General features: G+C 41.9%; 20 protein-coding genes. 6 read left to right on the top strand and 14 right to left on the bottom strand.

The features are described 5' to 3' along the window. Nucleotides 1-248 precede the first annotated feature (248 nt). The 5 genes from RMY32_RS04905 to RMY32_RS04885 all read right to left on the bottom strand — a co-directional run bounded on the left by RMY32_RS04905 (nt 249) and on the right by RMY32_RS04885 (nt 7,224). Nucleotides 249-626, bottom strand: coding sequence for a response regulator (locus RMY32_RS04905; RefSeq protein WP_322712093.1), 378 nt, complete (start codon nt 624-626; stop codon nt 249-251). Nucleotides 627-790: 164 nt separating this feature from the next. Beyond that, nucleotides 791-4,165: a PAS domain S-box protein gene (locus tag RMY32_RS04900; RefSeq protein ID WP_322712092.1), complete on the bottom strand. Its 3,375-nt coding sequence runs from the start codon at nt 4,163-4,165 to the stop codon at nt 791-793. 13 nt (nt 4,166-4,178) lie between these two features. Then, a complete protein-coding gene (locus RMY32_RS04895; RefSeq protein WP_322712091.1) occupies nt 4,179-6,158 on the bottom strand; it encodes an ATP-binding protein in 1,980 nt (659 codons plus the stop codon). Then, nucleotides 6,145-6,282, bottom strand: a complete 138-nt coding sequence (locus tag RMY32_RS04890) for a hypothetical protein (RefSeq protein WP_322712090.1) — start codon at nt 6,280-6,282, stop codon at nt 6,145-6,147. The genes RMY32_RS04895 and RMY32_RS04890 overlap by 14 nt, the downstream gene beginning before the upstream one ends. Before the next feature lie 441 nt (nt 6,283-6,723). After that, entirely contained in the window at nt 6,724-7,224 is a 501-nt protein-coding gene (locus RMY32_RS04885) for a fatty acid hydroxylase (RefSeq protein WP_322712089.1), read from the bottom strand. A gap of 1,102 nt (nt 7,225-8,326) precedes the next feature. On the opposite strand from RMY32_RS04885, the gene RMY32_RS04880 reads away from it, so the two are divergent. Beyond that, nucleotides 8,327-8,473 (top strand): ribbon-helix-helix protein, CopG family, encoded by a 147-nt coding sequence (locus RMY32_RS04880; protein WP_094348756.1) that lies wholly within the window; start codon nt 8,327-8,329, stop codon nt 8,471-8,473. 487 nt (nt 8,474-8,960) lie between these two features. Here the strand turns inward: RMY32_RS04880 and RMY32_RS04875 are convergent, their stop codons facing one another. Continuing rightward, nucleotides 8,961-9,140, bottom strand: a complete 180-nt coding sequence (locus tag RMY32_RS04875; RefSeq protein ID WP_094348394.1) for a CopG family transcriptional regulator — start codon at nt 9,138-9,140, stop codon at nt 8,961-8,963. A 438-nt stretch (nt 9,141-9,578) separates the two neighbouring features. Here RMY32_RS04875 and RMY32_RS04870 point away from each other — a divergent pair, with 438 nt between their 5' ends. Beyond that, complete coding sequence (locus tag RMY32_RS04870; RefSeq protein WP_322712088.1) at nt 9,579-13,181, top strand: NB-ARC domain-containing protein; 3,603 nt, start codon at nt 9,579-9,581, stop codon at nt 13,179-13,181. Nucleotides 13,182-13,296: 115 nt separating this feature from the next. Here RMY32_RS04870 and RMY32_RS04865 read toward each other — a convergent pair whose 3' ends face one another. The 4 genes from RMY32_RS04865 to RMY32_RS04850 are packed head-to-tail and all read right to left on the bottom strand — an operon-like array spanning nt 13,297 to nt 18,022. Continuing rightward, the gene (locus RMY32_RS04865) at nt 13,297-14,052 is read right to left on the bottom strand and encodes an SDR family oxidoreductase (RefSeq protein ID WP_322712087.1); all 756 of its coding nucleotides are present in this window, start codon (nt 14,050-14,052) and stop codon (nt 13,297-13,299) included. A gap of 48 nt (nt 14,053-14,100) precedes the next feature. After that, on the bottom strand, nt 14,101-15,069 hold the full coding sequence (locus RMY32_RS04860; protein ID WP_322712086.1) for an SGNH/GDSL hydrolase family protein: 969 nt from the start codon (nt 15,067-15,069) through the stop codon (nt 14,101-14,103). Nucleotides 15,070-15,109: 40 nt separating this feature from the next. Next, nucleotides 15,110-16,252: a 3-oxoacyl-ACP synthase III family protein gene (locus tag RMY32_RS04855; RefSeq protein WP_322695814.1), complete on the bottom strand. Its 1,143-nt coding sequence runs from the start codon at nt 16,250-16,252 to the stop codon at nt 15,110-15,112. Nucleotides 16,253-16,264: 12 nt separating this feature from the next. Beyond that, nucleotides 16,265-18,022: a ScyA-related TPP-binding enzyme gene (locus RMY32_RS04850; RefSeq protein WP_322712085.1), complete on the bottom strand. Its 1,758-nt coding sequence runs from the start codon at nt 18,020-18,022 to the stop codon at nt 16,265-16,267. A gap of 431 nt (nt 18,023-18,453) precedes the next feature. On the opposite strand from RMY32_RS04850, the gene RMY32_RS04845 reads away from it, so the two are divergent. Then, nucleotides 18,454-19,146 (top strand): haloacid dehalogenase type II, encoded by a 693-nt coding sequence (locus tag RMY32_RS04845; RefSeq protein WP_322712084.1) that lies wholly within the window; start codon nt 18,454-18,456, stop codon nt 19,144-19,146. A gap of 356 nt (nt 19,147-19,502) precedes the next feature. Further along, entirely contained in the window at nt 19,503-20,372 is an 870-nt protein-coding gene (locus tag RMY32_RS04840; protein WP_322674367.1) for a DUF5895 domain-containing protein, read from the top strand. A 111-nt stretch (nt 20,373-20,483) separates the two neighbouring features. Here RMY32_RS04840 and RMY32_RS04835 read toward each other — a convergent pair whose 3' ends face one another. Both RMY32_RS04835 and RMY32_RS04830 read right to left on the bottom strand, forming a co-directional pair. After that, entirely contained in the window at nt 20,484-21,743 is a 1,260-nt protein-coding gene (locus tag RMY32_RS04835; protein ID WP_322712099.1) for a murein transglycosylase A, read from the bottom strand. Nucleotides 21,744-21,746: 3 nt separating this feature from the next. Next, a complete protein-coding gene (locus tag RMY32_RS04830) occupies nt 21,747-22,001 on the bottom strand; it encodes a hypothetical protein (protein WP_190728057.1) in 255 nt (84 codons plus the stop codon). Between the two features lie 448 nt (nt 22,002-22,449). Between RMY32_RS04830 and RMY32_RS04825 the strand changes: the two genes are divergently transcribed. Beyond that, a complete protein-coding gene (locus tag RMY32_RS04825) occupies nt 22,450-23,910 on the top strand; it encodes a serine/threonine-protein kinase (protein ID WP_322712083.1) in 1,461 nt (486 codons plus the stop codon). 48 nt (nt 23,911-23,958) lie between these two features. Here the strand turns inward: RMY32_RS04825 and RMY32_RS04820 are convergent, their stop codons facing one another. Beyond that, complete coding sequence (locus tag RMY32_RS04820) at nt 23,959-24,867, bottom strand: DUF3365 domain-containing protein (protein WP_322712082.1); 909 nt, start codon at nt 24,865-24,867, stop codon at nt 23,959-23,961. Between the two features lie 181 nt (nt 24,868-25,048). Between RMY32_RS04820 and RMY32_RS04815 the strand changes: the two genes are divergently transcribed. Continuing rightward, nucleotides 25,049-25,909, top strand: coding sequence for a phosphate/phosphite/phosphonate ABC transporter substrate-binding protein (locus RMY32_RS04815; RefSeq protein ID WP_322712081.1), 861 nt, complete (start codon nt 25,049-25,051; stop codon nt 25,907-25,909). Nucleotides 25,910-26,082: 173 nt separating this feature from the next. On the opposite strand, the gene RMY32_RS04810 is transcribed toward RMY32_RS04815, so the two are convergent. Next, a complete protein-coding gene (locus RMY32_RS04810; protein ID WP_322712080.1) occupies nt 26,083-26,460 on the bottom strand; it encodes a hypothetical protein in 378 nt (125 codons plus the stop codon). Nucleotides 26,461-26,479 lie beyond the last annotated feature (19 nt).

The raw sequence follows: 26,479 nt of genomic DNA, 5'->3' as shown, positions 1-26,479 counted from the left end.
TCTCACTTATCAAAGATGCGGATAGCTTCAAAATAGCGGATCAAAAGTAGATGCGATCGCTGCTACTTTTAATAAGTTTAAAAAGTATTTAATTTTCTCTAAAAATAACTGGTGATTACAAATCAAAATAGCCTAATTGCAGGAGCGAGCTACGCCCATTACGGATGAATTATCATAACAAACAAAGTACTGCGATCGCCTACGGTAGACTCAAAGTGATCGCAGATGAAAAGCCTTCAGAAATTTCCTCACAAACCCAACACCTGCATTGATTTTTCAAGTACTTCTTTGGGGCGGAATGGTTTAGTTAGATATAAGTCTGCACCAACCTCAATTCCTTTTTGCTTATCAAATTCCTGTCCTTTAGCTGTCAAAATTATAATGTAGATATCAGTCATTTGCAGGTCGTGTTTGACAATATGGCAGACTTGCAGACCATTCATTTTCGGCATCATCACATCAAGAAAAACTAGATTTGGTTTTTCAGTTTTAATAGTTTCGAGAGCTTCTTCGCCATTTCTAGCAGTTAGAAGTTCAACACCCTCGTCTTCTAATGCTTCTAGAGCTTGTTCCATCAAAATTAAGATATTGGGTTCATCATCAACAATTAGAATTTTCTGGTTCATAAAGATTGGGTATTGGGTATTGGGGATTAGGGATTGGGGATTAGGGATTGGGGATTAGGGATTGGGGATTAGGGATTGGGGATTAGAAGAATTCCTTCCCAGTCCCCAGTCCCCAGTCCCCAATCCCCAGCCTCACCCCAGCCCCCAATCCTCAGCCTCAGTGATTACTGTTCTGACAGCATAATAAAAAATACATTTTCTAACTCCTTCTCAAAGCGTAGGGTTTTCACCAAATCGGCTTCTTGAGAGAAGATAGAATCGATGATGATCATGTCAGGTTTGGCTGACAGGGCTTTATTGATGCATTCTTGCGGATTGGAGGCTTCAATTACGCTGTATCCCTGAGCTTGTAATACATCAGATAAAGTTTTTAAGGCTGATGCATTTTTATCTACAACCAATACCTTTTTACTAGAAGTGCCTTGGTAAAGCAGTGAGCCAATTTCGTTGAGGAGTTTTCCTGTATCAATGGGCTTAGTGAGATAGCGATCGATGCCAATATGGTAGCCCCGTTCTTTATTTTCAATAATTGACAAAATAATGATCGGAATGTCTGCGGTTTGAGGATCGTTTTTGAGAACGGCTGCCACATCGAAGCCGTTGATTTGGGGCATCATCACGTCCAAGAGAATCAGATCGGGACGGGCTGTTTTGATTTGATGAATTGCATCCACGCCGTCTTTTGCTTCTCGAACGTTGTAACCTTCGTTTTCCAATTGTTGACGCAGGAGTTCTCGAATGTTAGCGTCATCATCTACAACCAAAATGGTTTTACGGTTTTGGTTGAACACAGCGCTTTTAGTGATGGCGTGTTCTTTGAGTTGTTTGACAAGCATATCCAAATTCAGATTAGCAGTGGTTTGTCGATCGCAAGCGTAGGTGGGAATGATGAACGAGAATATACTGCCTTTACCTGGTTCACTGTCAACCCAGATTCTACCACCGTGATGATCGACAATTTGTTTACAGATGGGCAGTCCTAACCCAGTCCCTTTGGGTTTGTCGGTGAGGGTGTCACCAACTTGGCGGAATTTCTCGAACACTTTTGGCTGGTCTTCAGGTGCAATCCCAATGCCTGTGTCGATGACGCTAATGCAAACACCGTCGTCTCCTTGCTTAACGCGGCAGGTGACATAACCAGATTCGGTAAATTTAACGGCGTTAGAAATCAGATTGATTAAAACTTGCAGTAAACGATTGCGATCGCCTACTATTTGAGGCAGCCCAGGTTCAATCTCGCTGACCAACTGCAAGCCGTTGGTTTCAAACAACCCAGCAGTAGAATTGGTTGCCCAATCCAGTAATTCGCTGGGATCGATCGGCTGCATTTGCCATTCCACCTTACCTGCTTCCATCTTGGCAATGTCTAGGACATCGTTAATCAAAGACGTGAGCCGTTCTGCTTCCGACACAATAATGTTGAGATTGTCAGCCACCCGCTTAATCGTTTTCTGAAGCTTGCGGTCTTCGGTAGAAATCATTGGGAACACATCAGTTTCCAGCTTTTCTTGAATGATCGACGCAAAACCGAGGACAGAAGTTAGTGGCGTTCGCAGCTCATGGGAAACTGTTGAGATGAAATCGGTCTTCATCTGGTCGATTTCCTTTTCTGCCGTCACATCCCGAATTAGCAGTGCTGAACCGAAGCAGGCATCGGGTTCTGAATTTGCCGTCTTTTTAAAAATAGCAGTTGCCACTGCCTGACCAATGCGTTCTTTGGTCAATGCAACTTCGGCAGAGAACACCTCACTGGGATGGGATTGAGTTCGTGCAACCAGTTCTGGTAAGCCAGATATGGGTAATTCTCGGTAGTGACCGTTGACGGCGTTAGCTGTCAATTCATACATAGCTAGAAAGGCAGGATTGAAGTGGGTGATTTGTCCGGTAATATCTGTCACCAACAAACCATCTGCTAAATTATCTAAAATGGCATTTAACCCCTGCGCTTCTGCTAGAGTATTTTGCAGGGCAGCCGTCCGTTCTATAACTCTAGCTTCCAGTTCTTGATTCAGTTGCCTGAGAGCGATTTCTGCTTGTTTGCGGGCAGTGATGTCGGTATTGATTTCCAGCACCGCGCAGGGCTGACCAGAGATGTCCCGTTGCAGAGTCCATCGACTCTGGACGGTAATCAGTTTGCCATTATGGGTGAGATGTTCCACTTCTCCTTCCCAATTACCTTGCTCTAATAACTCCGCGATAATTTCTTCCTTTGGTTTTGGAAAGGTTTTTTTGATAAAAGCCTGAATGCATTGGTCTTTGACTTCCTCACGCGTCCAACCGTAGAGCCTTTCGGCACCCTGATTCCAGTAAGAGATTTTGTCGCTCATGTCGCGGACGATAATGGCATCGCCGGAATGATTTAACATATCCAACAAACGTTGATTTTCAGCTTCTGCCTGTTTGCGTTCGTGAATATCAGTACAGGTGCCAATCCATTCCCGAATGCTGCCGTCTTCTTCTAGTACGGGGGCACCACAGACAGAGAAGTAGCGGTATGTGCCATCCTTGCCACGCAGCCGATATTCGGTTTGGTAGATACCTCGCTTTGCCACAGCAGCATTCCAAACTTCTGTGGATCTGGCACGGTCATCGGGGTGAATTGGATCGATCCAGCCCCAACCCTCAACTTCAATTTCGCTCTGCCCCGTATACTCAATCCAGGTGAGCATTTCACTGCTGATTCCCAATCCTTCTGGGGTAGCTCCCCAGACAATCTGTGAAGTAGCAGTTACTAAGGAGCGATATCGTTCTTGAAGACGCTGATTTTCGGCTTCTGCCTGTTTGCGATCGTGGATATCGGTGCAGGTGCCAATCCACTCCCGGACGCTGCCATCTTCTTCTATAACGGGCGCACCCCAGACCCAAAAGTAGCGATAGTTGCCATCCTTGCCACGAATTCGGTATTCAATTTGATACATACTCAGGTTCGCCACGGCAGCACTCCAGACTTCTCCGGTATAGGCGCGATCGTCAGGATGAACGGCATCAATCCAGCCCCCATTTTCCGCTTCAGCTAGACTTTGACCTGTATAGGCTATCCAGCTTGCCAGTTCAAAGCAAATTCCTTGCGGAGTGCTTACCCAGACAATTTGTGTATTAACAGTTACTAGAGAACGGTATCGGGCTTCACTTTGTTTCAGTGTTTGTTCAGTATCTTGGCGTTCCTGCTGGGCGCGTCGAAAGTCGCTAATGTCCTCCACACTAGACCAGATCAGTTGCTCTCCATCTTTCTCAATCATCTGTCCAGAAAGTCTAACCGAAACCAGATGCCCGTTTTTGTGGATTAACTCCTTCTCAGATGGGCCGTAGCGACCAGTTTGTTCTAGTTGCTTTAGGATAGCTTGGTCAGTTAAGGCATGGTTTTCAGGAGTAATCTGGCGATCATCGCCCAGATTCAGGGTTTCTGGAACAGTTCGCCCCAAAATGGTAGCATAGGCGGGGTTGATGTTAATTAGCGTCCCATCTTTTCGGCACAGTACCAGACCAACAGGACATTGTTCAAATAGCTGACTATTGTATTCATCAAGTTGGTTAAACATGGTTGAGGTTTCTTTAGTGGCGTATTTGCGTAGGGTTAGAACAACAGAACCAAGACAACAAAGTGGCGTAAAGCTTTAACGAAATTGGGTGGCGTTGGAACATCTGGTAAAGTTGATCGGGTGATGCACCTTCCACATCTGGACTGTGCTGTGAAAGTCGCTGGATCAGTTGAGTATGGCGGATCAGCAGATCCGTTGGTTTGAGCATTGGAGCTGTTGATGGAATGAAGCCGTCGGTATCGGGAGTAGTGGATGATTCCGTTGTGGGAGTTGGCAAAGCAGAAGTGCTATTTTGTTCTTCAACAGCGTCTGCCAATGCACAATTGATTGGAATCTGAATCCACAATTCTGTGCCTTCACTCGGTTGAGAACGACACTTAAGCATTCCCCCATGTTTGTCTACAATAATTTGGTAGCTGATTGCCATGCCTAACCCCGTTCCCTTCCCAACATCTTTCGTGGTGAAGAAGGGATCGTAAATGCGGCGAATTACCTCCTCCTTCATGCCTGGGCCGTTGTCGGCAATGCGAATTACAACCCACTGGTGATCAATGGCTATGGTACGAATAGTGATTTGGAGATTAGGAGTTGGAGATTGAGGATTATTTTTGAGTCTCCAATTTTCCATGCTTTCTTCCAAAGCATCAATGGCATTTGCCAGGATGTTCATAAACACCTGATTCAATTGTCCGGGATAACATTCAATCAGAGGAAGTGTTGCATAGTCTTTAACAATTTCAATTGCCGGACGATGAACATCTGCTTTCAGACGATGATGAAGAATCATTAGCGTTCCATCGATGCCATCGTGGATGTTCACGGCTTTCATTTCAGCTTCATCATGGCGGGAGAAGTTTTTCAGGGATTGGACAATTTCGACGATGCGACCTGTGCCCAGTTTCATCGAATCTAGCAGTTTGGGAAAATCCTGCATGATAAATTCCAGGTCTATATTGTCTAACTCTGATTCCAGTTCTGGAGGAGCAACAGGTAGAAATTTCTGATACTTTTCCAACAGGTGTAACAAGTCTTTAGTGTATTCGGCAACATACTTTAAATTGCCGCAAATAAAATTAACTGGGTTGTTGATTTCGTGAGCAACTCCAGCAATAAGTTGTCCGAGACTGGACATTTTTTCGCTTTGGATTAATTGAGTTTGGGCTAATTGCAACTCATGGAGAGCTTGCTGAAGCTTCTGTGTTTGGGCTTTTGCCTGGAGAGCTACTTGAGTGCTTTGCTCGTAAAGCACAGCTTTGTCAATAGCGATCGCTGTTTGAGAGGCAAAGATACTCACCAGTTTCAGGTGTTCAGCCTTGTATGAGTCAGTTTTGACCGTTCCGATGGCGATCGCTCCCAGTACCCGCTCTTTGGCTCGTAACGGTACACAAATCATTGCACTAACGTGTTTTTGTCCCTCTAATCGTGGATCGGCTTGCACATCATTAACGAGTTCGGCCCGGTTGGATTGCACAATGCTGCCGATAATTCCCTTACCAGGTTCCGGGTGACTGTGGTCAAAAAACACTCCAAATTCGGCAATGATTTCAAACGCAGTTGCATCTCGATTCAAAAGCAAAATCATCCCCGCAGATGATTCAATTAATTGACTCAATTCTTGAAGCACAAGTTGGGCAATCTGTCGCGTATCTAAACTTGTTGTCAGTTGAGTCGAGATATCGTCAAACAAATCAATTTCCTGATATCGCTCTAACAATTCTTTGGCGAGTACTTTCTTCTCAGCTTCCTCTTTTGCCAGAAATGAGAGCAAATTTGCAAGTATAGTTGCCTGTTCTTCTCCAACAACCCAACCGATGATTTCTCCTGAAACCTCGATTGGATAACGGTTTTCTACAGTTTGCTCTCCAATACTAATTAGTTTCGTGCCGTCTACTAGTTCAACATCAACTGCGATGTTGAACTGATAGACTAAGTTATGAATAAGAGATGGCAACTCTTTTTTATTGAGCATCTTTCTAAGGCTAAGTGCGGGCATGAAACACCTCATCTAGAGCAGGTTGCAAATTTCTCACAATCAGGGTTGGTTCGTTGGCGTAGTTTCTCATCGAGAAACATACAGTGTATTGCAACCTCCTGCCACCTTCAACGTCGCTATTCATACTCCTTTGCATAAGCAAGCTAGAGCTACCATCTCCAGGAAAGAGAGGAATTGTCATAAAAATCTAGGGATATAACAGTTTACTAATTAAGACTAGTTTTCCCAAAAACCTTAGCGATATAACAGCGAAGTCGAACGGTAGCAAATACCTTTAAACTGTTTACCAGAGGCATTCTTCTGTTCTTATAACTTGCTTAATGTTTGATAGGTTCTCAAAAACTATAAATAAAAATTTATTAATTAGATAAAACCATAGATTAAACTCTATGTTTAATTCATGTCTCTTGTTACTACTCCTGATAAATTGGGAATCAGCTTTTTTGAGTATAAAAGTTAGCGTATTTATAAGAGTAAAATAATCGCCTTTAGTGTACCAAAAGAAGCTGCGATCGCAGCTTCTTTTGGTGATTTTAAAAAGTATTTAGGTAGGTGCTAGTTTTAGTTAGATCCGAGAATAGCGAAAACGAAGTCTGAGTAGTCGTAGCCAGCGTAACCACATTTGTGCAGGTTGTTCAAAGAAAGTAAAAATATCACCGAAACCCAAATTAGTTTTGTGATGATGTAACCAGTGTCTTTCAGGAGTAGTAATAAATAGAATTTGGCATAAAATATTTACAGGCTTTGAAGTTTGCCAACCCAGTACACTTATATGTCTCCACCATACATGTAATTGACCAAGCAGTAATCCAGAAATCACGCCAATAGGAGAAAAAGACCACAGGACTACTGCTATAAGTACATAAGGCAAAGCTCCCAACATACCATCTAAAAGAACCTGGGGATTAAAAGTCAAGATAGCGTAGTGGCGGAAGTCTTTTTTCCAGGAGTGGTGCGTTTTTAAATGAAGGCTACCAAAAACGTGCTCGGGTACGTGGTAAAAGAATGTAGATAGAAAATCGCCAACAAACAGTAACAACCAAGCAACAGCGATAGCCTCAAGCATTTGTACTCCTCAAGAATAATTAAGAAAACTCCACAGAAAATATGCAAATGTCATGCTGTAGGCGTAGACACCTGTTTTGCGTTATGCAAGTAGCACCTGTGTGTCTCATGAGTCTACCCCCCAGTTAATTTGGCTCAGAGTATATGTAATTGGATCAGTTGCAGTTTCATGAATTTCCGATCCTTAATGCAGTCAACAGCAACTTGTAAGAACCTCCAATTTGACTTCTAGCTCTGGGTTAATGGTATTAATACCTCTAAAACCCGATGTAAATACAGTACTTTATCATAGTTACTACACAATCTTCTTACTAAGGCATACAGCGTAAGCAAAGGTTGAGTTAAGCTCGGTACAAATTTAGGTTAAGGATTTCTGCAATATTGTTAATTATAAATTTATTGCAATTAAGCTTGAATGATGACTCGATTTAGAAGGATCTAAATAGATATTATGCCAATATTGTTAATTATAAATTTATTGCAATTAAGCTTGAACGATGACTCAATTTAGAACGGTCTAAATAGATATTATGTCAATCTCAATTGAGTTATTGAGATGAATTAAGTAGGTTTATAGTTTACTTGAATACCTGTAAAATTTGCAGTATCTATAATTAATTAGATGCCATAGATATTTTTTATAAATCGAGTAATAATATCGCTTTTAATTTACACTTTTAATAATTAATAAACATTAAAAAGATAGGGATAATTTGATAATTTACCTTTATTTGCCAAGTGCGTTTGAATTTCCTTACCTAGACCATTCGTTCGCTCAAGTTGTAGACACTGGCAACTTTATGTGTCACCCTTGTTTTGTGGTTACTGCTGCGTATAGCTTGCTACGCACAGCGAACGGGGTATGCATTAGACTACAGCCTAAGCTAAGAAATATAAAAAATTAAATGATAGAGTACCAAAGATTGATTCTTCCTTTATCATTTATAGACAAGTTAGTAAATCAATAAAGCACACCTGCAATATTTATTTACAATGTGTCCGATTAAAAGGGTGCCTCAATATATCCAAAATTCAGGTTACTTTCCAGTTGGAAGGTAAAATCAGGATTTTAAGTTATGATTACACGATTTATCTATTTCAGTATGAACAAAAAATGGGCGGTCAAACGAATCACTATAAACCTGGCCTCAAATGAAGCCAAAAACCTTGAAAAATATTGTGAACAGACAGGCAGACCAGCAACGGATGTCATCAGAGAACTTATTCGAGCCTTGCCACTGACAAAATAAAAGTAGATTTGCGAACTATTTCACCCGTTGATTTTCAAGATATAACTATTAAAATTTGGTTTAATTGGAGGTCTTAAAGTAAGAGGTAGTAATTTTTTGTGATGATTGAGAAGAACGTAAAAATTTAATTTCTGGCACGCTACGCTCATTACTGCGAGCGCAGCGTGCCAAAAAGAAGATAACACGAGCGCTATTATTGAGTTGCACAATGAGGAGTGAGAGAATATTTTTTTTGGTTCGGTGACTATATTGTGTCGTCATCTTCGTCAGAAAATAATCTCTAACCCATATTGTTTAAAATTTTCGCCACAAACAATAGCATTGAGGTAGCAAATATACAGCCGTGAGGATCTAATCTATGATTACTGCTCCTGCAATTACTCACATCAGAGTAAAATTGGAAACCTTTGTCCAAATCTGCACTTCTACTTTAGCTATAACTCTTCTGGAATACCGCTTTTCAGGCTTAGCGTCAACGTTGGGCAGCTCAAGGCAAAGCTTGAATGAGTTCTCGAATCACGTCTATTGCTAGTTTGCCTGTTTGTTCGCAATACTTTTCAAGGTTTTGAGCTTCATCTGATGTTAAATTGATAGTGATTCGCTTAAGCGCTCTTTTTTGACTGGAGGTGGTCAAACGGGGAAATTTAAGTGCAGCAGTTTTATTCATTGATTGATAAGCTAGATATATAGAAACTTTCCTTATCAAGATTGCCAATTTTTAGCTGTATTTACCAGTGAAAATCGGGATTTTGAGATTGAACTTAAGCTTTACTCCCAAAAATATTACTGAGAATATTAGGTATTAAATTACTAATACCATACGTAATAAATCTACCATCACCAAATGTAAGAAGCTTTCGGCTAAAAAGATGATGTTAGCAATGTCCTACAGTCCAGATAGTCTGTTGAGCAAGCAGCGTTGAATTACCGAGATGAGTAGATGGTAAAAGTAGCTTTTATTACTAGTTATTTTGGTAATATGCCTATTTTAAATCTTCTGCAACATAAGATTATTCGTTTGTTATGGCTATTACCCTATATCTATAACAACCTAGTAGATAATTCCTTTTAATAAAAAGTGATTAAACGAACAGTGAGTTAATACATGACTTTACAGAATTGGAGACGTAAGCGTGGCGTTGCACTTACTACCAAGGGTTTACAAAAAATTAAAGAAGCAAAGCATCAGTTAGAAGCAAAAGAAAATTTTGGAAATCGGTATACTCTTGAAGAAATGAGTGTACGTTCTGGTTTATATTCCGCTACCATCTCGAAAGTATTGAATCGGGAGGGAGGAGTTGACAAACAGACTATTGAGAAGCTTTTTTCCGTTTTTAACTTAAAAATAGATAAAAGTGACTATTCAAGCTCAAATACTCGTTTAGATTGGGGAGAGGCTATCTTTAACTCCGCTTTTTATGGACGTGTAGAAGAACTTATTACATTAGAGCAATGGATTATTAATGAGAACTGCCAATTGGTTGCACTCTTGGGAATAGGAGGTATTGGAAAAACAGCACTATCTGTAAAGTTTGCTCAAAAAATTCAGGACAACTTTGAGTATGTGATTTGGCGATCGCTACGAGAAGCACCACCTGTTAAAATTATTCTAGGTAACTTAATTCAATTTTTATCTGACGAACAGGAAACAGAAAGTAACTTACCAGAAAGTTTGAGCGATCGCGTATCGCGACTACTCTATTATTTACAAAATTATCGCTGTTTAGCGATCCTTGATAATGCAGAATCAATTCTCCGCAGTGGTAGCCGCGCCGGACTTTATCGAGAAGGATATGAGGAATATGGTGAGCTTTTAAGACGGGTGGGAGAAGCAACTCACCAAAGCTGCTTAGTGCTGACTAGTCGTGAAAAACCCAGAGAAATAGCATTGTTGGAAGGACAAGCACTACCTGTTCGCTCATTGCCACTGAGTGGATTGAAGGTGGCGGAAGGGCAGGAAATTTTAAAACTCAAGGGACTATCGGCAGCAGAAGATGAATGGAAATTAATGATTGAACGTTACGCAGGCAATCCATTAGCCTTAAAGATAGTTGCCACAACCATTCAAGATATCTTTGATGGTAATATGAGTGACTTTTTGCAACAAGACACGGCTGTTTTTGGAGACATTCGCGATATCTTAGAGCAGCAGTTTGAGCGCTTGTCAGATTTAGAAAAGGAAATAATGTATTGGCTAGCGATTAATCGTGAGCCAATGGCACTTCCAGAATTGCGAAATGATATTACATCACAAGTACCGCAAGCAAAATTAATGGAGGCTGTGGAATCTCTGCTAAGGCGATCGCTAATTGAGAAGGTTTCTCTACGAGAGACTACGCGTAGCTTGCTTCCCCGTAGAGGTACGCTAATGCCAACGCCTACGTTGATTGAAAAAAGTAAAGCAATATTTACACTTCAGCCTGTAGTCATGGAGTATGTGACTAGTAGATTGATAGAAGAAGTCTGTGAAGGAATTGTTACTCAGAATATTGATTTGTTTAGGCGTCATGCTTTGATAAAGGCGACTGGTAAAGACTATGTTAAAGATATTCAGGTTCGCCTTATCCTTAAACCAGTCATAGATGGGTTGCTTTACGACTTAAGAAGCAAAAAAAATATTGAAAGTCAGTTAACTCAAATTCTTGCAACACTGCGAGAAGAATCTCCGCTAGAACCAGGGTATACGGCTGGCAATATTCTCAATCTGCTTTGTTATTTAGAGACGGATCTAAGTGGCTATGATTTTTCTTATCTGACTGTTTGGCAAGCAGACCTACGCAACGTAAATTTACACAATGTAAATTTTGCTCATGCCAATCTAAGTAAATGTGTTTTTGCTGAAACCATAGGGGGGATTCACTCAGTGGCATTCAGCCCTGATGGAAAATTTTTAGCGACAGGAGATACTAATAATGAGATTCGCCTGTATCAGGTTGTGGATGGAAAACAACTGCTTACCTGCAAGGGGCACAAGGGTTGGATTTGGCCAGTTACCTTTAGTCCCGATGGTTGTGTTCTCGCTAGTGGCAGTGACGATCAAACAGTGAAGCTGTGGGATACTAGCAGTGGGCAATGCCTCGCAACCTTAGAAGGTCATAGCGGTGGAATTTGGTCTGTTTCCTTCAGTTCAGATGGTAATATACTAGCGAGTAGCAGTGAGGACACAACGGTGAGGTTGTGGGATATCAGTACCGGGCAATGCCTTAAGACTCTAGTAGAACATGGTAGTCGGGTGTGGGCAGTTACCTTTAGTGCTGATGATACAATGCTTGCTACTGGAAGTGACGACCACACGGTAAGGTTATGGGATGTCATCACTGGTCAATGTCTAGCCACTTTACTGGGACACACCCATAGAGTACAGTCAGTTGCCTTCAGCCCAGACGGTCAAATATTGGCTAGTGGTTGTCATGACCATACAGTAAAGCTGTGGGATGTTGCTACAAGCCAATGCCTTCATACCTTGCAAGGTCATACTGACTTAGTAAATTCGGTTGCCTTCAATTCAGACAGTATGATGTTGGCAAGTGGCAGTGATGACCAAACGATAAAGCTATGGGATGTCAGTACAAGCCAATGCCTCAAGACTTTCAAGGGGCATGGCACTCGAATCTGGTCAGTTGCTTTTAGTCCTGATGCTACAATGCTGGTAAGTGGCAGTGATGACCAAACGGTAAGGCTGTGGGATGTCAGTACAGGTCAATGCCTTAAGATTTTGCAGGGTTACTGTAATGGAATATGGTCAGTTACCTTTAATCCTCAAGGCACGATGCTTGTTAGTGGTAGTGGCGATCAAATGATAAGGTTATGGGATACCAGCACAGGTAAATGTCTTAAAACGTTCCAGGGGCATAGTAATCGGGTTACATCAGTTTCCCTTAGTCCAGATGGTAGCATCCTTGCTAGTGGCAGCGAAGATCAAACAGTGAAACTATGGGATATTAGCATCAGTCAGTGTCTCAAAACGTTGCAGGGGCATAGTAATCGGATCTTATCAGTTGCCTTTAGTCACGATGGTACAATGCTGGCAACTGGCAGTGATGACCAAACAGTGAAGCTGTGGGATGTCAGCACTGGTCAATGCTTAAAGACTTTACAAGGGCACACCCAGCGAGTATGGTCTGTCGTTTTTAGTCCAGACAATCATACGCTAGCTAGTGGTTGCCATGACCAGACAATAAGGCTTTGGGATGTCAGCACTAGTCAATGCCTCCATATTCTGCAAGGTCATACTGACTGGATCTGGTCAGTTGCCTTCAGTCCTGATGCTACGACATTGGCAAGTAGCAGCAGTGACCAAACAGTGAAACTATGGAATGTCAGCACCGGAATGTGTCTTAAAACTTTGTATGGGCATACCAATTCCGTATATTCAACTGCCTTTAGTATGGATGGTTGCACATTAGCAAGTGGTAGCGGAGACCAAACGGTGAAACTGTGGGATGTCAGCACAAGCAACTGCGAGAAAACTTTATCAGCACACACTAAGTTAACCTGGTCAGTTGCTTTTAGTTCTAAAGGCAATATTTTAGCTAGTAGCAGTGAAGATGGGACGATTAAGCTTTGGGATATTTTAAAAGGTGAATGCCTGAAAACTCTTTTTAGCTCTAGACCTTACGAGGGCACTAATATCACAGGTATTACAGGTGTAACTTTTGCAACTATTGCCACTCTAAAAGCTTTAGGAGCAGTTGAATATAAAGACTAGTATTACAGTTGTAAACCCTGCTCTTACATTTCGCGCTTGTTTTTGGCAAAAGCGATATTCAAGAAGCAAGTAATATCGATCGCAACTTATGAACCTTGCCTCCATCGGCCTTGCTTTACTGTGCAGTATATCCTCCATCAATTATCATGTTGTGCCCCGTGATGAAGGAAGTTGCTTCTGAACATAACCACACTACTGTTTCTGCCACTTCCTCCGGCTTTCCAATGCGTCCTATAGGATGCATTGCCTTAAGTTGAGCAAGTGCATCTCTAGACAAAGCACTCAGCATATCAGTCTCGATGACACCGGGACTCACGACATTGATCCGGATGCCTTCCTTAGCATAGTCCATAGCCAACGCGCGGGTTAAAGCGATGACACCACCTTTGGTAGCACTATAGTTTGCAATGCCCGCAATACCTACAACACCAGCAGCAGAAGCCACATTTACGATCGCCCCGCTGTTCTGTTTGAGCATCGCCCTGATTTCGTACTTGAGGCAGAGCCACGTTCCTTTAAGATTTACATTAACCAGACGATCCCAGTCTTCTTCTGACATATCATCAGTGATTAAGCCAGGATTGCCTCCAATCCCAGCATTATTGCAAGCGCAGTCTAGACGACCATAAGTTTTTACAGTTTTATCGACCAGTGCCTCGACTTCAGCAGCATTTGAAACGTCGGTCTTAACAAAAATAGCTTCACCTCCGATTTCTTTTATCAGGCGCACAGTCTCCTCACTTTCGACGAGCCGACGACTAGCAACCACAACTTTTGCTCCAGCACTGGCAAATGCGATCGCTGTTGCTCGACCAATACCTGATGAGGCCCCTGTAACCAGTGCGACTTTCCCATATAATTGACCTGTCATAGGTGTGTTCCTTCCCTTTTGATTGCTTTGTTTTGCACCAACTGATAGCTATTTGCGTTTCTGTAGCGATACTGCACCTACACTAAAAACTAAAACTCCTAACACAGCAGAAGGTTCAGGGACAGGTATTGGCTCAAGGGCCGAAAACGCTAATTTTCCGATTAGCTGATGAGCCGCAGTCGTTGGATGGACTTCATCCCAGAACAAAAACTTGTCTGAGATACACATAACTGGCTGTGTGGTAATTTCAATAGATACCACTGGTGAATCTCCGATGCACGAGTCAGTTCCATTTGTAAGATTGAATTCCTCCGGCTTTGCAATAATCTGATTAAAAAGAGAATTAACATCAAGAGGAATAATATTGACATTAGGGTTTAGTTCCTGACTCAAAAGTTTGAGGTTTGTAGTCAAGTTGGAATTATGTTTACTGGTAAAAGTGCTAAGTAAGCTAGAAATTTGACTATTGCCACTTGTAACTGGAAACTTTCCTAAATCTGGCAGATTCAACACCATGATATCTTTAGCTCCAACAGCAGCAAGCGATTTTACAGCCGTTGATAAATTTGTAACACTCTGAGTAGGGTTGGGAGTGCTTTGGAAAAAGTAATCTAAATAATCATTAACACCCGCCCACAAGATATAGAGGGAGTTTGGATCGGCAGACGGATTTGCTTTTGTAAAGCTGTTGATTTGTTGTTGTAATCCTGGTAGAGTGCTGATTCCTATATTCTTCAATCCTGTAGTTGCGCCACCGAAGGCAAAGTTGGTCTTCGGATTGAAAGTTAACCCTAAATCGGAGGCGAGATATTCCACCCAAACCGAACCATTGGAAAAACGTTCATTAAAGTAAGGTGGATTTGGGGGAACGATTCCGTTAGTTGCATTAAATACATTACCCGTATCGGAAAAGCTATCTCCAAAAACATAAATCTCGTCATAATCCTTTGCCAAGACTTTGAGCGGAAATATCAAGGATAACAGGTAAAAACCCGCCGCCAAAATTTGTTTTTGCACGATCGACTACTGGATATGCTTTAAATCTTGATAAATAACTTTAACAAGAAACGAAGCTACGATTTAAAGAACTTTTCAGTGCTGATTCAGATTCGTTGAGATTTGGGACAAGACCTAGCGCCACATTACCCCAACGCATTACACTTGCAGAGGCGACTCCTGCTGCACCAAAGCCATAAACGAGAACCAAATCATTTTCACGAATTTTACCCATCTGTGCAGCGTGATAAAGATTGGCTATAGTAAGTACTGGCCCAATATTAGCGTACAGAGGGTAGAGATTAAGGGTGCGCTCTGGGTCAATACCAAGTACACGTACACAGAAGCTTGAAAACCAAGCTGTGGCTGTATTGAAAAGAAAAAAGTCAATTTGATCGAGAGTTAAATCGGCTGTCGAGATAGCACCTTCGCAACAGGTACGTAAAAGCTGAGTCGATTCTTCACTGAGCGCATTTTTTGCGTCCTTGTTCAACTGCATCCGAATTCGTGGATTGCCTTGCTTGTTTTCTCTAACATTTAAGGTTAATAAGTCACAGAAACAACTTGTATTCACAGTTTTTGTACTGAGTATTCCTTGGTTAGGTTTGACTGAACCGACAACGAAGGCTCCAGCACCATCACCGAGAAACCAGGAAACAGTATCTTCCTCATCGACAAAGCGAGAGTAAGTGCAGGAAATTACTACTAGTATATTGCGGTACTCACCTGCTTGTACCAGAGCACAGGCAGTTTGCAATGCAACTGGGGTAACACCACAAGCTCCATCAAGATTCCATGCAGCACCTTGCAGTCCCAGTTTTTGGGCAAGGAAGGCGGCATTACCAAATCCGATTTGTTCGGGCCAAATCGAGGCTACGAGCATAAGATCGACTTCTTCAGGATTAAGCTTCGCCACTTTGAGAGCATCACGAGCTGCACGCTCTTCTAGCATCAGCGATGATTCACCTGGAGCAAGTACCCGCTGTTCGACAGTACCACGAAAAGGATCTGACAGATATGGCAACATCTCCAAATCAAACTCGTTGCTGGGGGTAGAACCAGCAAGCGAAAACAGCCTTCCCAAGCTTTTTTCCTCGACTTGAGCAACTATATCTGGGTATTTCTCTCTGTAATAATCTTTTGTACGTCTGATGCTGGGAAAACTAACTGCGATCGCGCGAATACCTACTGAATGATGCACTATGAAAATCTCCTCTTAGTAATTCGTAGCACCTTGTGCAATCAGATTGTGAATATGACTCTTAATTGGTGCAAGTCGGGTTGGGTCAATTACTACGTCAACAACATACGGACAGGTCGAGGCGATCGCTTTCTCCAAAGCTGCCTGGATTTCAGGTTCTGTTTCAACGCGGATGCCGTCAGCTCCCATTCCACAAGCTATCTTGACAAAATCCGCCTGCGGAATCTCTACATCTACACCTTGGAAGCCTAGCAAAGTCATCCCCTGGTCGCACATACTATAGCGCCCATCGTTTAGTACAATCCAAACGGCAGCGATCTGGTATCTTACAGCCGTGCTTATCTCATTGTTCATTAGCATGGCACCATCTCCAACTATGGCGACGGTCTTACCATTGCGTGCCAGTGAAGCACCCACGACGCCTGTGACGAAATGACCCATAGATGCAAACCTGGTACTAACTCGAAAACGACCTGGTTTGGTAAATCGCAGTCGGTTAATTGCCCAAGCGAGCGAGTTTCCTCCTTCAGCCATGACAACCGCATTGCTCCCTTCAACTATTTGCTGTTGAATTGCATCCATGAGTACTTCCGGTCGCACTGGGCCCTCTGCACGTGGATTAAGTATTACAGGCTTGGAACAAGGCAGCAACATTTCTGTTAACTGATTTGGGTGTTGTGGAAAGTTCTTTAGCAGTGCCTTTACAAACATTCCCACATCGGACTGGATGGCAAAGGTTTCGGCAGATGGATATGCAGTTCCTGGAACCTCTGGGTCGATATCGACATGCACAAACCCTCGTTTTGGAATCATCGCAAAATTCCAGAACGAAGTCCACTCACTGAGGCGCGTTCCTAGCACCAACACTCGTAAAGGTCGTTGTTCTTGCATATACGTTAAAACTGACGTATCTCCGGCAAAACCTGTAACACCAACAAATTGAGGATGGTTTTCGGGAAAAATGCCTTTGCCCCGAGGCGAACACATTACCGCCGCTCCCGTTGCTTCTGCAAGCTGACGAATTTCTGCTGCTGCACCCCGCGCACCAAAGCCGATCCAAATGGCAAATGGTCCTTCTGAAAGCAACCGCGTACATTCTGCAATAGTTTCCTCATTTACGGCTGCGGGAGCAAAAGAGAAAGCCACTTGTGGCAATGATGTCTTAACTGAACTAGTTTGGATATTAGTGGAGATATTTAAGTGTGCTATAAAACCATCTGGTCGGGCTATACCAAGTGCCAACCGTCGATGAACTTTTGACAGTTCATCGCTGCATTCGAGAGTCGTCGCATAATGAAACAGTGGTTCTGATGTGAACAGTCCCTCACTAGGCATGGTGTAAGTGCTGGTTTCTTGGAATGCCCACCTTCCACGTTGCGATGCCGATGTGGAAGGCGACAGAAGAATAACTTTAGCACCTTCCCAACGTGCAGCAAACAAGCCAGTTAATGCATTGGTAATCCCTGGACCAGTTGTAGTGAATACCACAACTGGGCGATCGCTAGCAAAATACGCCTCAATGGCTGCAAAAGCGGCTCCAGCTTCATGGCGAAAGTGCAACACCTGGATAGAACTTTGATGTAATGCAGCCCACACTGGCGCGATCGCACCTCCCGAAACACCAAAGGCATACTGCACCCCCATATCTTCCAGGATTTTTACCACTGCCTCCGCTACCGAAAAAGTTTCGGATGGCTTGCTATTAGATGGCTGTTTACTTGAGTTTAATTGTTTAGTGGTATTTGCTTGTGTATCCTGAAATTTCACATCCATACAAATTATACTTAGGAATAATTTCCTTTTTGGAATAACTATTATCCCATACCTACAACTTACTAATCTTGTTTTATCAATGTAATATAAATTTGTTTGGATAATGCCAATACAACTTTGCTGAACAATACTTTTTAACGCAGGTATAACTGTCAAACGACCTTGGCGGTTTACTTTGTCAATCTTTGAGCAACCTATAAGTTCCGCGTTACCCTGATATAAAAAAAATAAAAATGTTCGGAGACTTCAAGAACAGTGGATGTGGCGATGCCTGCGGTAGTCACTGAGTTTTGTCGTATCCCTCCTCTTAAGCAAGCTACGCAAAGCGTCTCTAAGAGTTGTGCGGGCTGTGCGCCAACACGGATGACTTCACCCGTCTTTTTAGTTTGTGAAAACTGAAGGCTATTAATCAAGCTCTGGAGTATAAAAAAGTGATTGAATTAAATCAGTATAAGGCTTTAACTTTCGATTGTTACGGAACCCTAATTGATTGGGAAAATGGCATCTTAGGGGTGCTAAAGCCACTTCTGCTGGCACATAACACTAATTTGGATGACGAGCAAATTCTTGATATTTTTGCTGAATTTGAAGCAGAACTCGAAATTGGAGAATATATCAAATATCGAGAAGTTTTGCAAAGAGTAGTCCAGAAATTTGGTGAACGATTTGGCTTTGAGCCAACTGCTGACGAACTAAATTCACTTGCCGATTCGATTCAGCATTGGCTGCCTTTTCCCGATACAGTTGAAGCACTTAGAACTTTAAAGCAAAAGTTTAAGCTGGTAATTATCTCAAATGTAGATGACGATCTCTTTGCTTTCTCAGCAAAGCACTTGGAGGTGGAATTTGACGAGGTAATCACAGCAGAACAGGCAAAAAGCTACAAACCTGCCTTCAACAACTTCAGACTGGCTATAGAGAGAATTGATTTGCCGCTAGAGCAGATATTACACGTTGCTGCTAGTGTATATCATGATATCGTTACAGCCAAATCTCTAGGATTATCAACAGTCTGGGTAAATCGTCGAGCAGAACAAGGGGTTAGTGCGAGTTTACCAGCAGTCACTCAACCTGATTTGGAAGTGCCTGATTTGAAGACTCTCGCAGCTTTAAGTTTACAGTAATCTGCTGATTTGAATCCCCACGAGAGGAACAAAAGTAGATCGCATTTAGATAGAGAGATGCCAAAGAAAGAATTTGTTGTTATAGCACAAGCCTTGGTGGTTAGGACATCAACAGACGATAAAACTTAGACACAAAAAGGCTTTTCATCCAGTCCCCAGTCCCCAGTCCCCAGTCCCTTGCTATAAAAAACTAAACAGGGATTGCAACATAGATTGATTCTGTCTTACTCTAGAAAAAATACTACGTCAGTTTAATGTTCTTAAACTTTGGGAACCACAGCATATAACTGGCTTTTTTTTTCCTGTGCGCCCTGCCGATCGCCTTGTTCAATAAAACACTTTGATAGCCTAAAACGATGAAAGCATCTGCTAATTTTGACTTTGAAGACGAGAAATTCAATGCACCGCCTTCGCAAGTCCTTCCCTGGTGTCAGATGATTAATCCTCGGTATGGCACAGATGGTATACAATCTCACGGTTTGGCGATTAAGCTGGATAATGCCAATGCTGTCGGCTTTGTACCAGATGATAATTGGCAGCAAGTTGAGCATGAATTTAGCTCTGGAGTAGAAACAGTGTTTATTAGCGCTACTCCACGCTTGGTCATAGTGCGCCGGGGGCCATTGTCTGTTAAAGACCGAGAAAGTGGTCTAAAACTGGGTACGCTCAAAGATAATTATGATGCTTTTTTAGCCGACAAACTTAAATTTAAAACCTTTACTCGCTATCTAATTTTTCTAGTGGGTGAAAATAAAAAGTTTTTACATGAATCACCACTACAACTAACTCTCAATGGTGCAGCCGGAGCGAGTTTCAGCAAAACCTACTGCGAATATCAACAAGGCAGAGTAGTAGGTGGATTCGTTGCTGAACTAGAAAAAGCTTATGCTATCTACCGCAAGCAACCTTTGACACCAAAAGGGCCTTTGTTCCACGCTCACGGGATTTTTTGTCCGATAGTTGAGTGTGAAGAAAGAGGAATTGAACCAAATACAGTTTTGGTAGCTTCAACTGTGGACTATAAACATCCCACTGTAGGGACTTTAACGCAATATTTAATTGCTTCCGATGCTCTGGAGTCTGCAATGATTTGTAAGACTTTTGAAGAATACAAAGATTTTGGCAAGGAACCTGTAAAATCAGAAACCCCTAAATTGGCAATGGCAGGAGTTTCCAACTCTTACGTTTATGCTGATGAAGATGATTTTGCTTATCCGCCGTATTAGCTGAAGAGTGGGAAGCAGGGGGGCAGGGGAGCAGAGGAGAATAATTAATACCAATACCAATACCAATGCCCCATGCCCAATGCCCCATGCCCAATGCCCCATGCCCAATATCTATTCTTTGAGCAGCAAATAATATAATGAACCATTACCGCCTGTGACACCAGCGCGATCGCCCGCTAGTTTACCAGACCCCATGAAATAATCCACCCGGCCCGGCCCTTTGATGGCGCTTCCTGTATCCTGGTCAAGCACAAAGCGGCTGACAGTACGCCTCTGGAGTTTGCCACCACTGGCAGGATAGGGAAATGAGTTGTAAATCAGCGCTAACGCTCCCGGTGGCATGAGAGACTTATCTGTAGCAATGGAACGTTCTGCTGTAACTGGCACATGAATACTACCAGTAGCACCTCTACCGCTTGTTTCTTGGAAGAAAATAAATCGTTCCCAGCGCGGTAGATAATTGTTCAATTCCTGGGGCTTTTGTCGGAAATAAGCAATCAAACGTGGCATTGTTAATCCTTCTAGGGGAAGTTTGCCATCTTTGGCTAATTCTTTGCCGATACTAGTCCAAGGGTAATCAGTGCCGCCAGCATAGCCAATTGATGTTGTCTTGCCATTAGTTAATTTAATTTGGGCAGAACCTTGGATATGTACCATGTATGCATCTAGGCGATCGCGAAACCAAAGCAATTCTAAACCGCGTAACTTGCTCTTATTCCCTTTTAAACCATCTTTCCCTTCCAAATCAATTCGTTTTGGGTGGGGTTTCGGCCATTGGCTAAAATCTGGTGGTAGCCGATAAAGAGGATACTTATAGATTGCAGTTCTGACACGGCTAGCGGTGTAAACAGGTTCGTAGTAAGCAGTGAACTTAACAGTACCCTTGCCATCATTGCCCACGGACTGGTAGAAGACAAATTCACGACTGACAGCAGCTTGTAGTTGGGCTGCTGACTTAGAACTGACAACCAGTTGGCGGAAACGCAGCAAACTCCGGCGGACGCGATCGAGGGTAATTTCCCGAACTGGATAGTTTTGATATGCTGCGATCGCATCACCCTTTGTTAGATAAAGCAAACTGTTATCAATGGAAGCCAACAGCGCTTTGCGATCGCCTGTTTTACCTCTTTGACCCCAAATTTGCTCATCCCAACCCAAGCAAGTCGGCCGGACTGTACAATCGCTTTCGATAGTGATTGGTTTTAGCGGCGGCGTTAATTCAGGAGCGATCGGTATTGGTATAGGTGGAAGATCGGGAGCAGTCGGTAGTGGCAACGGCAGTAAGTTAGGAACCTGAGCAACAGCCGACCAGAGAGGGTTTACGAGGGCAATTCCTAGACTCAAGGAAAGCAAAGCAAGGGTTTTTCTCATCATTTAGTTGAATCTTTCAACACTAGAACTAAAAATCGGTTCTACCCGGATTGCCACAATCCGAGAAGGGCGTACTACCATATATTCCCCTTGAATATTTTTGATCGGTACGCTAATAAAGTCATTAGAAGCAGATTTTGGCACAAGTTCGCCACTATACCATTTCTGAAACTCTTGAATAGTAGGAAAACGTACTTCTTCTCGGTGGCCGCTTTCCAGTAGGAGGTATACGGCATATTCATTTGCGGTTCTAGCCATAAAGTTGAATCATTTAAAAAACATTCAACCCATTGTTAACCACGTAACCCCCGAATGAAAAGGGTAAGCATACGGGAGGTTGGGAGAAATCAATTCAAAATTCAAAATTCAAAATTCAAAATTCAAACATTTTAGAACTTCTGCCTCCTCTTTCCCAATGGGCCATCCCTAATGCCCAATGACTCTTCACTCTAGACGCCTAATCGTTTAAGCAGTTCCTTAAAAAGTGTAAGTTTACATGGCACTGGCGATTTCTGAGGAATTATTAAAGCTTCAACAATAATATGCCTGCAAGCCGATCTGGAGTTTAGTCAGTCATAAACTTGTAATGCAATCCTCAAAAAACCTTGCTTGAAATTTTGGCACTACCTACTTTCTGTCTGAACAAACCTTACCAAAGCTGGTACTTGTGTCAAGATTAATTTGAGGAATTAAGGCTTGTAACACAATGTTAGGACAATTATTAGACGGACGTTACCAAGTCCTCCAGATATTAGGTGGAGGTGGATTCGGTCAAACCTACATAGCCCAAGATACCCATCGGCCAGGTTTCCCAAAATGCGTTGTCAAACACCTTAAGCCCGTCACTCGTAGTCCTGAATTTCTCAAAACTGCCAGACGGCTATTTACTAGTGAGGCAGAAACACTAGAAAAACTAGGCTACCATGACCAGATTCCTCGGCTTTTAGCCTATTTTGAAGAAAACCAAGAGTTCTTCTTGGTGCAAGAGTTCATTGAAGGACATACCCTGAAAGCGGAACTATTCCCCAATCAACGTTGGCCAGAAGATCGAGTCATTCAACTACTCCAACAGGTTTTGGGTATTCTACAATTTATTCACAGCCACAACGTTATTCATCGAGATATCAAACCGGACAATATAATTAGGCGGCAACAAGACGGTAAGTTAGTGCTGATTGACTTTGGCGCTGTTAAACAAGTCCAAACTCAACTGCTCACAATTACAGGGCACACGGGAGCTACTATTATTATTGGTACTCCCGGATATATGTCTACAGAACAGGGACAAGGTAAGCCCCGCCCCAACAGTGATATTTATTCCTTGGGCATTATTGGTATACAATCGCTGACAGGGTTACATCCGATCGACTTTGAAGAAGACCCAGATACAGGAGAAATTTCTTGGCAGCATCAAGCTAATGTCAGTTCTGAGTTGGCATCTGTGCTATCTAAAATGGTGCTACATCATTTTAAACAGCGCTATCAGTCTGCGGCTGAAGTTTTACACGTGCTTAAGGATCTCGATATTAGAAAAGAAGCGCGATCGCTTCAACTACCATCTTCGACACCCAAACAGCAAGAATACGATCGTCAAGATTACCAGGTAGAAGCGCGATCGCTTCAACTACCAGATTTTACACAACCACCTCAAACTTCGCTTACTCAACAAAACTCAATTGGGTATCCGACTGCTTCTATTCTGTCTGGGGAAAGTTACAACCGCTTAGAAACAATTCTTTTAGAATTTGTCGGCCCCATCGCCTCAAGATTACTACGACAAGTTGCAGCATCAGCGCCCAATTTTGAAGAATTAATTAGTCAATTAGCCCTTCATCTTCGAGAAAATCAACAAATTGATTTTAAGAAGAAAACAACATTTCTACTAGAGAAACCTACTCTATTACAAGAACTTACTGTAAAAGCCGACAAATCTGCTATTAACTTAAATAATTTACCAAAGCAAGAATCTCAAGTCATTAGTGAAAAATTTCTGGAAGAGTGCGAACGTGAGTTGGCTAATTTAATTGGCCCGATAGCTAAGTTTCTAGTGCAAAAAGCTATTAAATCTGCCGGACAAATCTCTCGTGCAGAATTTGTGAAAATTTTAGCATCACAAATTCCTGAACGTCAAAAAGCTTTGCAATTTGAGCAGCGCTTACTTTCTTGATTTTCTCGAAATTGCGTTTTTATCTCTGTGAATTACGGATTATTAGCCTTAATTATTCAGCATTTCCAGAGCTATTTTCAAGCTAGCTTTCATCCGATTAAATGCTTCTGCTAACCCGCCAATTTCATCATGAGAGCTTTCTTCAAAATCAGCACTCATATCACCAACACTAACTTTTTGAGCTATTTTCTCTATTCTTCTGATCCGCTGAATCACATATTTTGTAATTAAGAAGTTAATTAAGAAAACTACGAACGCAAAGATCGCAATTAAAAGTCCCATTATCAATATCCAAGTCCGTGTGGCATTGGCAAAAATATCTTGAGAAGGAACAGAAATGATTTGAGCAGAAACAATCTGATTGAGTTGCCAGCCAAAACCATTTTCCGAGCCATAATTTAACAACTGACTTTTAGGAGCCTGATCTGGTGTAGAATGGCATCGCAAACATTTCGCTTGTGTAATTTTTAGTGGTTGTGCAATGTAAAATACTTCGCCTTCTGACAATTTACGAAAGCCTGTAATTTCTAAAGTATTAGGTTCGTTGCGAAAACGCTCCACAAGTTGAGTTTCAAAACTATCAGCTTTATCCGCTAAATTGGTTGGATTAAGTGTTGCATCCTTATGAAAAAAGTTTTTAAATTTAGGCTTTTTACGAAAATTTTCAAAAACCTCTTTAGAGGAAAAAGTTGGTACTACTTCAGGCATGAATGTTGGGTTAGTATCTAATCTAGGTTCTAATAGGGGAGCAATACGATTTTGTGTATAATTTCTAACTGCATTCACCATTTGGATGAGAATCTCGGCTTGAGAACTTACTTCATTTTGCGCTTTCCTTTGAAGTACACTGGATAAGGCAACGCCACTTCCTAAAATACTGATGATGAAAACTAATATTAAAAGCAAGTTAAATTTAGCACCTATTTTTAAGTTTTTTAACGTAATGTTGTTTAACATAACCTAAGCAACGAAAGTGGCCTGTGAGTTTGTCTAATATTTATTTATACCTCTTAGAAAGCATCTCAACAATATCTAAATAAATATTAATTTTTTACTGCAATATAACCCCTTTAGGCAGCAGTAAAATTTATCTAAATTAGTCCTGAAAGCCAAATTGTTTCCTTATCCATAATTAGTGATGTTTGTGCGATTTCCCCGTCGTTTATTTCTGTTTCATCTACTAGGTTTTACATTTGCTGCCTGCAAACCACAAAATGGAGATGGGGTTGAGGGCACGTTAACTATTGGTGTAATCAACTATGGTGGAGGCGAACAGATAATTAATCAATATGCTAAATTTAATAATTACTTAGGTGAAAAAACAAACTCATATATTCAGTTAGAGCCTGTTTTTAATGAAAACAGAGCGGTTGAGCGCCTTGATGCTCGTGCTTGGTCATTGGTATTTGCTCCACCAGGTTTAGCGGCTATTGCGATCGCACGTCACCAATATGTTCCTCTATTTCCTTTAATAGGTATTAGTAATTTACGTTCAATCTTCGTTGTTCGCAAAGATAATCCGATCGCTGACTTGAAACAATTACAAGGCAAAACAATAGCTTTAGGACAGTTGGGTTCAGCAACAGGATATTATTTTCCTCTTTACAATCTTTATGGTACAACACTAGCTGAGATATTGTTTGCACCCACACCCAAAGCAGCACTGGAATTAGTCGCTCAAGGAAAAGCGATCGCCTGTGCCGTCTCAGAAGCAGAATTAAGTCTCTACAGTTCGCAGTTGGCGCCAACCGAATTCCGCATACTATTTAAAGACCCTCACTATGTACCATTAGGTGTGGTTTTGATTGGGCCGAATGTAGAACGTAACCGTCAAGAATTTATCCGCAAAGTGATGAGTGATTCGCCTTCAGATTTAGCTCAAGAAGTGGGGTATGTACCCAATGGACAAGTACCAGATTACAAATACATGATTTCTGTGGTCGATCGGGTAAGCTCGATTAGTTCCAAGTTACAAAGTAAACCTGTTCGTTTATTTTAATTAAAGCAATAACAATACTTTCAGCCTTTGTTTTCTCAAAAATCCTCTTCTAATGCTCAAATACCCTACTTTCAGCATTTAAGTATAATTAATTTGTATTAAATAATACTTATTAAGATATTCACAAAAAAAGACCCTTTAAAGGGTCTTGCCGTACTGATTAAAGAATTAATTTATTTACTCAATAATCCAAGTGCTAACTCTAGATACATTTTTGCTTTATGCAAAGCTAGCAGTTTTTCTTGAGTATACCTATCTGGGTAATTCATGATTCTCCCTTCCATCGTGATTTTGATGAGTGCAGCTTGCTCATCTGTAGGAGCATTCATCTCATCTATAGCGTTGCTCACTGCTTGCATGAAAACAAAGGTAGAAGGTTTTAACCCTTTACCTGCCTCAAACTGGGATAACGCCATTCGAGGGAATACCATCAAGGATGTAATCCATGAGGTCTTGTACCCTTTATTCCCAGTTGGTTTGATGCCGTAGCGTAAGCATAGCTCACTGAGTTCTTTGATGGTTTTGATTTCTAACTCGGAACGCGTAAACATAAAATAGAGTTACCTCTTG

This window comes from Nostoc sp. ChiSLP03a, from assembly GCF_034531215.2.
GTDB lineage: Bacteria > Cyanobacteriota > Cyanobacteriia > Cyanobacteriales > Nostocaceae > Nostoc.
The sequence above is the reverse complement of the archived record's forward strand: the minus strand, read 5'-3'. Positions and strand labels throughout refer to the sequence as shown.